10 protein-coding genes and 1 pseudogene are annotated in these 13,224 nt (G+C 41.0%); all 11 read right to left on the reverse strand.

All coding sequences use genetic code 11. The features are described 5' to 3' along the window. Nucleotides 1–22 precede the first annotated feature (22 nt). Nucleotides 23–1,309: a TRAP transporter large permease gene (locus HGKM_RS00805; RefSeq protein ID WP_034579167.1), complete on the reverse strand. Its 1,287-nt coding sequence runs from the start codon at nt 1,307–1,309 to the stop codon at nt 23–25. Further along, nucleotides 1,309–1,794 carry a TRAP transporter small permease gene (locus tag HGKM_RS00810; RefSeq protein WP_019133407.1) on the reverse strand — a complete coding sequence of 162 codons (486 nt, stop codon included), beginning with the start codon at nt 1,792–1,794 and terminating at the stop codon, nt 1,309–1,311. The genes HGKM_RS00805 and HGKM_RS00810 overlap by 1 nt, the downstream gene beginning before the upstream one ends. Nucleotide 1,795: 1 nt before the next feature. Then, nucleotides 1,796–2,781: pseudogene (locus HGKM_RS00815) on the reverse strand (NAD(P)-dependent oxidoreductase). Between the two features lie 1,549 nt (nt 2,782–4,330). Beyond that, nucleotides 4,331–5,269, reverse strand: coding sequence for an AEC family transporter (locus HGKM_RS00820; RefSeq protein ID WP_019133409.1), 939 nt, complete (start codon nt 5,267–5,269; stop codon nt 4,331–4,333). Between the two features lie 19 nt (nt 5,270–5,288). After that, the gene (locus tag HGKM_RS00825; protein ID WP_019133410.1) at nt 5,289–6,533 is read right to left on the reverse strand and encodes a glycerate kinase type-2 family protein; all 1,245 of its coding nucleotides are present in this window, start codon (nt 6,531–6,533) and stop codon (nt 5,289–5,291) included. Between the two features lie 26 nt (nt 6,534–6,559). Beyond that, nucleotides 6,560–7,870, reverse strand: a complete 1,311-nt coding sequence (locus HGKM_RS00830; RefSeq protein WP_019133411.1) for an enolase C-terminal domain-like protein — start codon at nt 7,868–7,870, stop codon at nt 6,560–6,562. 86 nt (nt 7,871–7,956) lie between these two features. Next, nucleotides 7,957–8,841 (reverse strand): 2-hydroxy-3-oxopropionate reductase, encoded by an 885-nt coding sequence (gene garR, locus HGKM_RS00835; RefSeq protein WP_019133412.1) that lies wholly within the window; start codon nt 8,839–8,841, stop codon nt 7,957–7,959. Nucleotides 8,842–8,878: 37 nt separating this feature from the next. Then, on the reverse strand, nt 8,879–9,778 hold the full coding sequence (locus tag HGKM_RS00840; protein WP_019133413.1) for a dihydrodipicolinate synthase family protein: 900 nt from the start codon (nt 9,776–9,778) through the stop codon (nt 8,879–8,881). An 18-nt stretch (nt 9,779–9,796) separates the two neighbouring features. Beyond that, the gene (locus tag HGKM_RS00845; protein ID WP_019133414.1) at nt 9,797–11,317 is read right to left on the reverse strand and encodes a UxaA family hydrolase; all 1,521 of its coding nucleotides are present in this window, start codon (nt 11,315–11,317) and stop codon (nt 9,797–9,799) included. 3 nt (nt 11,318–11,320) lie between these two features. Next, entirely contained in the window at nt 11,321–12,802 is a 1,482-nt protein-coding gene (locus tag HGKM_RS00850) for a tripartite tricarboxylate transporter permease (protein WP_019133415.1), read from the reverse strand. Nucleotides 12,803–12,811: 9 nt separating this feature from the next. Next, the gene (locus tag HGKM_RS00855) at nt 12,812–13,201 is read right to left on the reverse strand and encodes a tripartite tricarboxylate transporter TctB family protein (RefSeq protein ID WP_019133416.1); all 390 of its coding nucleotides are present in this window, start codon (nt 13,199–13,201) and stop codon (nt 12,812–12,814) included. Between the last annotated feature and the right edge of the window lie 23 nt (nt 13,202–13,224).

Here is a 13,224-nt window from a genome sequence, read left to right on the forward strand (position 1 = left end):
AATATGTGTTATTCCTTCACCGCTACAATGAAAGACTAATTGCAGGAATAAAAGTAATCATCAATAGTGCAATTATGAACGAAATGATAAATGGTGTAGCTTTTTTTGCTAACTTCATAACAGGCACGTCAGTTATGGAGGAAGTCACAAATAGATTAATGCCCACAGGAGGAGTCACAAAGCCAACTGCTAAGTTCACAACCATAATTATCCCAAAATGTACTATGTCCATTCCCAGACTTTCACATATTGGCCAAAAAATTGGGGCAAAAATTAGAATTGCCGGTGTCGTATCCATGACACAACCAATAATTAAAAGCAAGAAATTTATAAATAATAAAATTGCAACTTTCCCGGGGAAATTATTTATAATAAAGCTTGAAATATCAGAAGTCACATTTAGTAAGGATAGGGCTCTCCCAAAAACGGAACTTACTCCAATAATGATAAGAACAGGGGCAATTGAATCTAATGATTCTTTCATGAGATGGGGAATGTCACTAATCTTTAAAGTTCGATACGCAAGCAAACTGACAAGCAATGCATATACAACTGAAATACATGCGGCTTCCGTTGGAGTAAATATACCACTATAAATTCCACCTAGTATGATAACAGGTGACAATAGTGCCAAAAAGCTTTGTTTAAGATTTGATAAAAATCCTATTGAGTGAAGATTTTGTTGTTGTTCCTCTAACTTCTTCATATCTGGTGGATTTTTTCGGCAATAATATATTGAATAAATTATCATACAAGCAGCGATAAGAAAACCAGGCAAAATACCAGCAATAAATAATGACCCCACAGAGGCTCCTGTTGCTGTGCCATACATGATCATCGGAATACTAGGAGGAATAATCACTCCCAATCCTCCTGCCACTGCAATCAAAGACGCAGAGAAGGTTAAATCATATCCCAAATTAGTCAATACTGGAATAGCCATAGCCCCTACAGCTGCAGCAGTAGCTGGACCTGATCCTGAAATTGCGCCATAAAATAGGCAAGTTATAATTACAGTAATGGGCAAACCAGATCTGGACTTTCCTGTAAAATATGAGAAAAATCCAAACAACTTATCAGCAATACCACCTTTTGCCATAATCTGCCCGGAAAAAATGAATAGCGGTACTGCTACGAGCACAAAGGAATCAAGTGAAGTAGTCATCGCTTGAAATGTATAAGTTGGGTTAGTAACAATCTGTGGATTCTGAAGCCAAATAGTAATAACGGAAACTCCAACAGAGAATACAATGGGCACTCCCAAAATGAGTAGGAGGAAGAACACGGCTAATGATAAACCAACATAAATCACTGTATTTCTCCTTCCCTAAATAAAAAGTTCTTTATATATTTTTCTACTATTCTAATACAAGCCAAAATTAAACCAATTTCCATCGTTAAATATATGTAAAATGTGGGAATCTCTAAAATTGCGGTGGTAGCACCAGAAGCTAAGGTTCCCTCCAACTTATTAATAGCAAACACAGCCATAAACCCACAAAAAAGAAAGATGACTATATCTCCAACAACTTCTAAAGGCTTTTTTGTTTTAGGAAAAAATGTTTGTAGTATATCGACTTTCATATGTTTTCCTGTAACAACACCATAGGAAATCCCCATTGCTGCTAATACTATTTCGCATTTCTGAGATAATTCCTGTGCAAATGCCAAACCTGAGCCTGTTAGATTCCTTAAAACTATATCTAATGTAACGGAGACAATTATTGTAGTTAGTGCAATTCCCATTATGACTAGCTCAAAATATTGATCTAACCACTTCAGCACTTTTTTCATTTTACTCCCCCCTACTATTAATTGCTTTTACTTCTTCATAGTTACAGCACCATGTAGGCTTTTTCCCCGTAAGTACCTCGATGATTCCCATTGCGCCACCATAACTCATCTTTTCCTTTGCTTCATCAGTCAATGCTGCAGAATGAGGAGATAATAAAACATTATCTAGTGATAATAAGGGATTATCACGTTTAACTGGCTCATCTCTAAAGACATCAAGTATTGCACCTTTTATTTTCTTTTTTTAAGGGCCTTGATTAGATCGTCCTCAACAACTAAATTACCACGAGCCTGATTAATAAAGATAGCTGATTTCTTCATCAAATCAAATTGTTTTTCCGAAACCATATCAATCGTCTCTGGTGTTGCTGCCAAATGTAGAGTTATATAATCAGACTCTTCATATACTCTGTTTATATCACTGACTTGATCAATATAATCCGGGATATTCTTAATATTCACATATGGGTCATATCCAATAACTTTCATATCAAAACCCAGGGCACAAATTTTAGCAACTCGACTTCCGATATTTCCAAGACCTATAATTCCAATAGTTTTTTCCTTAATTTCGTGCATATCGCCGCATTCTTGCTGAGCAAAATCAGCGACTTTAGTAGCATTATGCATCTGTATAATTTTCTGATTAAAAGCCAACATCCCACCAACTGTATGCTCTGCAACAGAATCTGCATTTGCAAGTGGTGTCCTAACAACATATATTCCTAGTTTTGTTGCAGTTTTTAAATCAACTACATTATCAATTCCCGCCCCATGTTTGGCTACTACTTTTAATTTTTTACCTGCCTTAAGAATGTTTTCATTAAGGAAATATGTCTTTGAAAAAACAGCTTCGCAATCCGCAATAAGATCAATAATTGTTTTTTCATCTTCTTTCGGAGCTAAAATCCATTCAAACCCATTGTCTTCTAACAATCGTTTTCCTGATGGATCTACGTCCTGAGCTAACAACACTTTTCTTGCCATCCCTTTTCCTCCTTATAGCCTCTATTAGAACACAACTACTTTAAGCAGCATTTAATTTGTATACTATATTGTAATTTGTCGACTAATTAAAATATACCTCTTATTATTTTAATCGTCAAGCAAATTCATATTAAATATATGATATTGTGAATTAGAACTTATAAAGTAATAGATCATAACAAATCTTCACAATCCTTTCATCCCCCATAGGGGACGAAAATTCAAACAACGAGGCTCATCTTTTCAAGCTCCCGTTGAGATAAATGCACATACATCTTTCCTTCAACATTTTTCTTCGATGCAATTCGTATAACACGACAATATTCTCGTTTTGTTCTCCTTCAATTATGCGAAAAAATTTCGTTTGTTTAGAAGGAAGAAATATTTTTTGCTAAAAGAATTGTAGGAGTCTTTGTGTAAACTTTAATCACAAAGAAAAGTCTTTTATTTTCTTAATCTCTGTAACAGGTTGATATTTTTTCTAGATAATGCAATATTCGACAATATCATTAAAGGCCTCGTTTAAACTAGACTTTATGGCATGTCCTTTATCTATCGCAATGAAATTGATTGGGTCTTGTGGCACATGCACTGAATAGGAGGTGTGTTCTCGCATCTTCACATCAAGCGGAATAAACCTCCCTCTTTCGAGCTCACAGCTAATAGTTGAAGATAAGCGTTTATACCATTACTATCTTCTATTGATATTCAACCATTAGCAGCATCGCCATAGTTTTTAATTAGTCTCTTAATTAGATTTGTTAAGAAAGATGGTTACCCATTTCTCGAGTGCTGGTACAATTAACATAATCTGTAGCTTCTCATTCTGCTTTTTGTCGTTATTAACACTGTTTCAAAGTAGCCAATGATTCTGTTATTTGCTATATTCAATGTATATGCCACATTGTGTAAAACGTGTAACATATGTTTTAACAGTAAAAATCGAAAGGGGGATGAAAATTCTTTAGAACTTAGCAAGACTATTTCTTTCATATCTTTCGATACCACCATATCTTTCAGCATTGTTAAAGATACGGACAATAAACCGTTCCTCAAATTTGTCTATAACTGGACGAATAAAGGTAAAGACACCGCTGCCCCTTTGTGTCTCTTATTCTAAAAGGATTCCAGGAAGGAATAGAAACCGATGACGATTACCTCGTTCTGGAAGAGCTAGACCTCGACATCGGGCAAAAAGCGTCAAACTTGGAGCAACCATCACCTATGCAGGAGGCACCGTCGGCATCACCAATATGGATAAACCCATCGAATTAGAGTTTGAAGAATTATTCTCTTTTACTCCATTAAGCACACCCTTACCACTTAGAATTTGCATGACCTTGACCAGTAAATTTGAAAGAAAGGACCCGGCCCTAGGGTCAGGTCCTTTCTTTTGGAGGGTTTTCTCACTAACATTCCACAACGCAATTATTTAGTGGAAATGATGGTGAGATTGAAATGAAAACAATCCTATAAACTCGGATTAGTGTTCACCATTGTAGTTTGTAGCCTCACTTGCTTGGATGGCTTCTGCATTAGATCCATTAAGCTATATCAATTGAAAACTTTTTAAAATATAAATGAAGAAAAACAAGCTGAATGCACAGAAGATCGAAGTAAAAATCAGGATCTGTCCAGCCAATTCCTCATCTTGTCCCATGGAGGATGACATGGAATAAGTAACAACTGCTACAGGCGAAGCAAAGACCGCTAAAAGAGCAACCAGAGTTTCTCCTCGGTAACCGATGAGAACTGCAAGGGATAGCATACAGAGAGGAACAATGACCAGACGACCGATCGTTGAAACTACAAGGACCTTAAAAATCTTCTTTGTGGCTTCAAAGGAAAAGATGGCCCCCAATGAAATCAAAGCCAGAGGTGTCCCAATATTCGCAATTGACTTCATGGGTCCATAGAGGAGGTCTGGGATTTTAATATTTAGAAGCGAGAATACCAGCCCTAATAATACAGCATCGATCAGAGGATTCTTTAGGACATGTACCAGGGTATCCTTCATTGATGTCTTTGTTGATCCATAGTACTGCAAGATGAAAATAGAGAGCACATTGGCAAGAGGAATATACACCGCAACCAAAACCTCTATTATTCCCGTTCCCTTACCTTGAAGGAGAGCATATGTGAGGGCCGAACCAAATAAACCTAAATTCGTCCGATAGCTGGATTGAATTAGGGAGCCAAGATATTTATCCTCTGTGACCCATCTGCTATAAAAGAACCAGGAGATGAAGAATACAAGAAGCATGCCAGACACGGTGAAGGCGATAACGCCTACTAACTCCCTTCTTATTTCAAAAGATCGACTAGAACTTAAGAAAAGGCTCATGGGCATGAACAAGGAAAAAACTAAGCTATTGATCTTGAGTGCTAGATCCTTATTAATTAGGCCCCTTAATTTACAGGCATATCCCACTAACATGTAAAAAATAAGCGGGAATACGACCCCCATGGTAAAACTGAAATTTTCCAAATGAAACTCTCTTTCAAGGTCAACTATTCTTTAACAGGGCAACGGCAACATCGTTGACGTTAGTTCCTGTAGGACCGGTAACAATCAATCCTCCTATTTTTTCTAAAATATGATAGGAATCATTATTTTCCAGATAAGCATAGATATTGAGTCCCGCTTCATCCATTTCTTTCTTACTCTCATAGTCCACGTATCCACCTGCTGCGTCGGTAGGCCCATCCGTCCCATCGGAACCGACAGAAAAAATAGCGCCACCCTTCAGACCAGCGATCTCCGGACAAGCAGCAAGAGCCAGTTCCTGGTTTCTCCCCCCCAGTCCATTACCTTTCAAGCGAACTACTGTTTCCCCCCCTGCTATAAAAGCGAGATTCCTATCCTCCTTGGCATGGGTTCTCAAAATGGCCGAGAGAAAGCGCCCTGCTTCTGCCGCTTCACAATCCAACTGATCCGTTAAAATAAATGGTTCGTAACCCAACTCAATACAGGCTTTTTTACAGGCTTCTGTTAGATCTGTAACCGAACCGGTAATTTTTGTCACGACATTGCTTATCTCTTTTGGCGTTTCTATCTTCATCAACTGAAGCGCTTCATCCGACATTTCTATTTCATAACGATTAATAATATTCAAGGCATCCTGACAAGTAGAAGTATCCACACAGGCAGGACCTGATGCGATCATATCTAAAGGATCCCCTATAATATCTGATAGGACGATTGAGTAGATTCTGGCTGGAGCACAAGATTTTGCAAATTTCCCACCCTTGACACCGGAAAGTCTCTTTCTTATCGTATTGATTTCTACGATATCTGCCCCCTTTGCCAAGAGTTGTTTGGTAATATCCTGAAGGTCATCCGGTGGGATAAGGGGGTCTTCAAATAAAGCAGACCCCCCACCGGATAGAAGAAAGAGAACTAAATCATCAGCGCCCAACTGCTTGACTTCTTGAAGAACCGCGCGGGTAGCTTTATAACCATTCTCATCAGGGATGGGATGGCCGGCTTCACAAAGCTCAACACCTTCTAAGGGATAAACGCAATGGTCGTACTTTGTAATAACGATCCCTTTATATATCGACTCGCTACCCAAAATATCAATCGCTGTTTCTGCCATCTTCCATCCTGCCTTGCCAACAGACACCAGATAGAGCTTGCCTTTGGGCATCTTAAAATCAATTAATGCCCGTCGAACCGCTTCATCGGGAAGTACTGCCTTAATGGAAGTATCGATAATATAGTCAGCATCTTTTTTTAGCTTCAAATCCATTCGTTATCTCATTTCTAGAATATAACTTATCTAACTAAACAAGGCTTTTTATTATCGAACTTCCAATCAGGAATTAAAAACTGCATTCCGATCGCATCATTGCGTTGTCCAAGATTATTATCAACATACAGCTGATGTGCTTTCATAAGTTGATCGCGATCGATTTTTACTCCCAGTCCGACAGTCTGATCAATTCCCTTAATACACCCATCAACAATTTGCATAGGAGCAGTAGTTAACCGTTCTCTTCCCTCTTGCCAAATCCAATGGGTGTCGATTCCATTGAGTCTACCGGGAACAGCAGCGGCACATTGAGCCATCATGGCCAAGGAAATATCAAAGTGGTTGTTCGAATGGCAGCCCCACATGAGACCGAATTCGTTGCAAATCTGACCAACGCGCACAGATCCCTCCATGGTCCAGAAATGGGGGTCCGCTAAAGGAATATCGACGGCTTTGAGCTCTAGGCAATGGCGCATTTGACGCCAATCGGTATCGATCATATTGGTGGCCGTTCTCATACCTGAGGCTTGCTTGAATTCTGACATAATTTCACGTCCGGAAAAACCATTTTCAGCACCGCAGGGATCCTCTAAATAAGCTAATACATCCTTTAATTTTGGTGCAATTCGTAAGGCCTCTTCTAAAGACCAGCAACCATTTGGATCTAAAGTGACACGCGCATTAGGGAAAGCTTTCTTGATAGAAATTACAGCTTCCGCTTCCTCTTCAGGGCTGAAGACCCCTCCCTTCAGCTTAAAATCTTCAAAACCATATTTATTGTGAATAGCAATGGCATGCTCCGTAATCTTTTCTGGGGTTAATGCTTCTTCATTTCTCAAGCGATACCAATCGACATCGCAATCTTCCTCTACGCAGTAAGGGAGATTCGTGTTCTTTCTATCACCAACATAGAAAAGGTAGCCCAGGAAACGGACATCTTTTCTCTGAAGCCCATCGCCTAAGAGGCTAGCCACAGGCACATTTAAAAATTGACCTAGAAGGTCAAGAAGGCAGGATTCAATGGCAGTAACAACATGAACACCTACGCGGAGGTCGAAGGTTTGTTTGCCACGGACATCATCTTTAATATTCTCCTGATTCCAGGTCCGAATCGCATTCAGCGTGTTTTTGTACTCTCCAATAGAAGTTCCAATGACATAGCTACTCACCTTATTCAAGGTTTTTGTTATTTTTTCTCCACCAGGAACTTCTCCAATGCCCTCATTGCCCTGATCATCTGTCAAGATAACAATATTTCTTGTAAAGTAAGGATAGTGCGCTCCGGAGAGATTTAATTCCATACTGTCTAGGCCGGCAACGGGAAAAACTTCCATCTTTGTAATTCTAGGTATCACTGTCTTCCTCCTTGAAGTAAAAAGGCTGTCTTAAGTTTGACTTAAGACAGCCTGGGGCATATTGGTTATTTACGGCCTATCTTAATATCGGTGACACTCTCATAAAATTGAGCCATGGCTGAGTGATCTGCGTTGCCCTTTTCATGGTTGTGGAGCCATTGGAAAATTTCCTGAGATTGAGCCGCCATCGGGACATAGGCACCTACAGAGTGAGCTGCCTCAAGAACATTATTTAAATCCTTGATATGGAGGTCAACTTTAAATCCAGGCTTATCATTACCTTCGATCATCATCATGGACTTTGCTTCCATTACAGTGGATCCGGCCAATCCGCCACGGATAGCCTGGAAGACAACCTCAGGATCTACATTTGATTTAGATGCCAAGGTTAGACCTTCAGCTAAAGCTTGGATGTTTGCTGCTACGATAAGCTGATTAACCAGCTTTGTTGTGTTCCCGGCACCAACATCTCCACATAGAACAACGGATCCGCCCATGATAGCCAAAATATCCTTATATTTTTCAAAGATTTCCTTTTTACCGCCAACCATAAAGGATAGGCTCCCGTCGATTGCCTTAGGTTCTCCACCAGAAACCGGTGCGTCCAGCATTTCAATGCCCTTTTTCTCTAATTCGGCTGCAATCTCCTGAGAAGCAATGGGATTGATGGATGACATATCAATGAAAACTTGTCCTTTTTTCATGTAATTCACTAAACCATCCTCACCTAACATAACGGATTTTACATGGGGAGAGTTGGGGAGCATAGTTAAAATAAGCTCACATTCATCGCCTAGCATTTCATGACTAGCGGAAATAGCTCCTTCCGCGACAATCTCCTTAACCCGATCTTGATTTCTATCATTGACATAGAGTTCATGACCTGCCTTCAACAGGTTCTTCCCCATGGGTAGCCCCATGATCCCTAATCCAATTAATCCAATTTTCATAAAGCTTTCCTTTCTGTTTAAATGAGAAAAAATCAACTTACAGCAAATCCGCTTCTTTCATAACCTTTCTAAAAATATCTAAAGTCTTTTCATCGGCAGTCAATCTTGTCGGCAAGAATGGCTTACCAACTTCCCGCCCCTGGAGGAGGCACATATCCTTAGCAGCTACAGGGAAGGTTGTCAAATCCATGGCCAATCTTACTGGATTTAATTTAAATTGAGCTTCTAATGAGGCTTCCAAATTTCCTGCCACAAATTCCTTATAAACAGCGCCGATCAGGCCTGGCATGAAGTTGCCAGCCGTACACACACCGCCTACAGCCCCTACACATAGAGAAGCGTAGAGTAACGTATCTTTTCCGCCAAAAACACGGAAGTTGATATCTCTAGTCCGGCGGATGCATTCTTCTGTGAAGGTAATATCGCCAGACGTATCTTTCATACCAACAATGTTTTTAACCCCATGAGCTAATTTGTCCACCAGGTTCAGAGTCATCTTATAACCTGTGCGCCCAGGATTGTTGTAAAGCAAAACCGGTGTTTCAGGGATAGCATTGGCGATAGTTGCAAAATGATGGTAGAGTTCATCTTCCGTTGGTGTAATGAACATCGGTTGAAGAATTGATACGCCGGCAACACCATGAGACTCTGCCATCTTAGCTAAGCGAACACCTTTTTTGGTGTTAATAGCACCAATGCCGAAGTAGACAGGGACACGACCCCTTGTTTGGTCAATAATAACTTGCAGGGTCTCCTCCATGAAGTCTTCGTCCGCCTGGTAAAACTCTCCATTCGATCCGAATGCTAGGATTCCGTCGACTCCACCTTCAATAACATAATCAACTTGATCCCGCATTCCTTGTTCATCAAGGTTTTCGTCCTCATCAATGACAGTTATAATCGGAACAATGACGCCTTTTAAGAGGTCTAAATCCATGAGTATTCCTTTCTACAATCACGTAATCGGAGCCGGGTTAAAGACGACCAAATCGTTGAATAATTGATAATGATCCGCCTTTGTATTTGTTTTTCCGCTCGCTACATCGATGATTAAATCAATAAGATCTGTGCCCAACTCCTCCAAACTGCGAGAGCCTATCAGCAAGTCACCACAGTCCAGATCAATTAAGTCTTTCCAATGATGGCCCAGCTTCTGATTCGTGGACAGCTTGATCACGGGGTACTCCCTTAAATTGTAGGGAGTTCCGCGTCCCGTTGAAAAGACCTGGAGTGTGACACCGGCAGCTAATTGACTCGTTCCACAAACGAAGTCTGAGGCCGAGGTGGCAATGAAATTGACGCCAGGAGTATGGATAATTTCATCAAAAGCAACAACATCCTTAATTTCAGAAAATCCTGACTTGTTGATGGAGCCCATGGCCTTGTCCACAATATTGATCAAACCACCTTCCAGATTGCCCGGGGTGGGGTTAGCCGAACGATCTACATGATCAGATTCGAGATAATGATCATACCAGCTGACGATATCAACAAACTTCATTCGTAAAGCAGGGTCCCTCATTCTTTCGATCAGTTTTTGAGATCCATCCCTCACTTCAGTGATTTCAGAGAATCCGACCTTGGCTCCGGCCTTAGCAAAAGCATCAATCGCATAGCCGATGACATTATTGGCAGAAATCCCGGAGAAGGAGTCGCTTCCCCCGCACTGTACGCCAAGACGAAGCTGATCCAAGGGGCAGGCCTGTCTTTGACGCTTATTCAGGATGTCAAGCTTTTTCTCAGCCAAAGAGATAATTCTCTCCATCATCGCCTCGAAACCTTCTTCCTCTTGGAGGATAATTTGGTTCTCAAGAGGGATGTGTTCAAAAGCCCTGGTCATGGTGAATTTCTCACATCCCAATCCAATAGCAATAGACTCTTCGACAAGATTAGGGTTCTTGGCAATATTGGTGATAATCGCCTGGGGAACGTAGGAAGAGTCAGAATTAATGGCGACACCACAGCCATAGCTGTGATTTATGGCCACGACATCCTCAACCTCAGGATAATTTGCTAGAACATTGTGACGGAGATAATCTACGGCACGATTCACAACTCCAGCGACACACTGAACCGTCGTATGGATTGCTAGGATGTTTTTCGTGCCGACGGTTCCATCGGAATTCGCATAACCCATGAACGTTCTATCGCTCAAGTCAGGAATTTGATAACCGGAGTCTTGGATAGCAAAAGGAATATCGAGCAAATCATCTAACTTTGAGGAGGTGGTAGTTGATACATTATGGAAATCAACCAACCCTCCCTTTGCAATATCTTCTTTTGCAAAACCGATCGTGGTTCCATACCGAATAATCGGATTGTTTTGTGGAATATCCTCTAAAGCTATCTTGTGGCCGAAGGGAATATTCGATTGTGTGGATAAATGAAATTCCGGAATCTGACTATTCTCCGCTAAGCCTTCCTCGATAATGCAAGTCACAACATTGTCTTTTGGATTGATTTTAATGACTTGCATAATTTACCTCACCGCTTCCTGTTTCTGGCTCTTTCTTGCGCTGAAGAAAGCATAAACCAAAGATGCGATAATCATGACCCAAATGACCCAAGAAATCGGCCGTGCAAAAAAGATAGATAAGTCACCATTTGCGCCTGTCACGGAGTCAATAAAGTATCTCTCCAAATCTCTTCCTAAGATAAAACCAATTAAGAAGGTTGTTGTTGGGTAATCAAATTTTTCAAACAGATATCCGATGAGGCCAAAAATGAATAAGGTAAGAACATCGAACATGTTTCCATTTCTAGTGGCATAGGCTCCAACTAAACAAAGAAGGATTACTGCCGGATAAAGTCTTCCCTTGGGGATCTTAATGATATTGGCCAGCTGCTTAACCGGATAGTACATGCAGACGAACATTAAGAGATTGCAAAGCAGAAGGGCAAAGAGGATGGTGTTCCAAAGCATAGGGTTCTGTTCGATAAAGAGTGGTCCGACTTGAATACCCTGTAAAACAAAGGCACCGATCAACACTGCCGTGGTCGAATCTCCGGGGATACCCAAACTCAAAAGGGGAACCAAAGCTCCGCCTGTGATTCCGTTGTTTGAGGCCTCACTGGCAACCAAGCCGTCGTCAAATCCAGTCCCGAATTTTTCCGGATGTTTGGACCAGGTCTTGGCCTGTGAGTAGGCCAATAGGGAAGCGGCCGAACCTCCAATACCGGGAAGAATTCCCATAAATGTGCCGATCAAAGAGGAGCGAACAATATTTGTCGATTGAGGTAATAGATCTCTGAACTTAAATACACGGGCATTGCTATCCAGCTCGGAAGTGTCCACAAGTGTCTGCTTCATTCCCTTTTCTGCTTCAGAGAACAATTGGGCAAAAGCAAACAAGCCGATCAAAAGAGGTAAAAGCTGAAAGCCATCGCGTAGGGTTAAGCTCATTGACTTGGGAACAAATCTTGTCATCTGGTTCATTTCGAAAACGCCAACCAGAGAGAAGAAAATACCTACCACGCCGGTAAACAATCCTTTGAGCATCTTTCCATGTGATAACGAAGCGATAACCGTCAAAGCAAAGACAATGATCAGGAATTTCTCGACTGAAGAAAATTTGATGGCCCACTTTGACAGGATAGGTGTGAACAAGGCTAGGACAACGAGAGAGATGATACCGCCTGCTAACGAGGCCGAAATTCCCAGTCTCATCGCTCGGACACCTTCTCCACGGATGGCCATAGGATGACCATCAAAGGTAGTGCATAAGGAGGAGGGAGTTCCCGGAATATTGATGAGGATCGCAGGAACCAGTCCACCTGAAATCCCTCCAACATATAATCCAATTAATAAATATAAAGATGGAACTAGGCCTAAACCATAGGTGAGTGGTAAGAAGATCGCAACAGCCATCGTTGCGGTCATTCCTGGTAAGGCTCCAAATACGATTCCTACAACCACACCCAATAAGGCCAAAGCAATATAGGTTACTTGAAAGTCGAACATACGAACCTCCTACGGTAATGTGATTGAGAAAACTTGACCAAAAATGAACCATACAATTAAGGTCTCAATACTGGCGATAATAATGGAAACTAAAATGTTCTTTTTATCAAATCCAGTATATAAAATGTTCAGGAATGAGATCCCAATGATTCCGCCCGGAATAAAGCCGGCGAATATCATTATGAGGATCATGCCGAACAAGCCTAAAAAAGTGCCAAAAAAGCGCACCTTATCGAAATCCTTGACAAAGAATTCAAATGAGCCATCACCGAAGAACCCGGTTCCTGCTCTCTTTGTCCGGATAAAGCGCTGTAGCACTAAGCCCGCAACTAGTATCCCTAAGACCATTAAGGTAATCTTAGGGAAGACCAGGTGGGAATTTGAATAAGTTATATTCATAACCCTTGACTCCTAAAGCATTT

It is taken from the genome of Kallipyga massiliensis ph2, from assembly GCF_000311985.1.
Taxonomy (GTDB): Bacteria; Bacillota; Clostridia; order Tissierellales; family Peptoniphilaceae; genus Kallipyga; species Kallipyga massiliensis.

Excerpts from the sequence above, each read along its gene's own strand:
- HGKM_RS00840 (WP_019133413.1), bottom strand. The coding sequence starts at position 9,778 with ATGGATTTAGACCTCTTAAAAGGCGTCATTGTTCCGATTATAACTGTC.
- HGKM_RS00850 (WP_019133415.1), bottom strand. The coding sequence starts at position 12,802 with ATGTTCGACTTTCAAGTAACCTATATTGCTTTGGCCTTATTGGGTGTG.
- garR (WP_019133412.1), bottom strand. The coding sequence starts at position 8,841 with ATGAAAATTGGATTAATTGGATTAGGGATCATGGGGCTACCCATGGGG.
- HGKM_RS00845 (WP_019133414.1), bottom strand. The coding sequence starts at position 11,317 with ATGCAAGTCATTAAAATCAATCCAAAAGACAATGTTGTGACTTGCATT.
- HGKM_RS00855 (WP_019133416.1), bottom strand. The coding sequence starts at position 13,201 with ATGAATATAACTTATTCAAATTCCCACCTGGTCTTCCCTAAGATTACC.
- HGKM_RS00830 (WP_019133411.1), bottom strand. The coding sequence starts at position 7,870 with ATGGAAGTTTTTCCCGTTGCCGGCCTAGACAGTATGGAATTAAATCTC.
- HGKM_RS00810 (WP_019133407.1), bottom strand. The coding sequence starts at position 1,794 with ATGAAAAAAGTGCTGAAGTGGTTAGATCAATATTTTGAGCTAGTCATA.
- HGKM_RS00825 (WP_019133410.1), bottom strand. The coding sequence starts at position 6,533 with ATGGATTTGAAGCTAAAAAAAGATGCTGACTATATTATCGATACTTCC.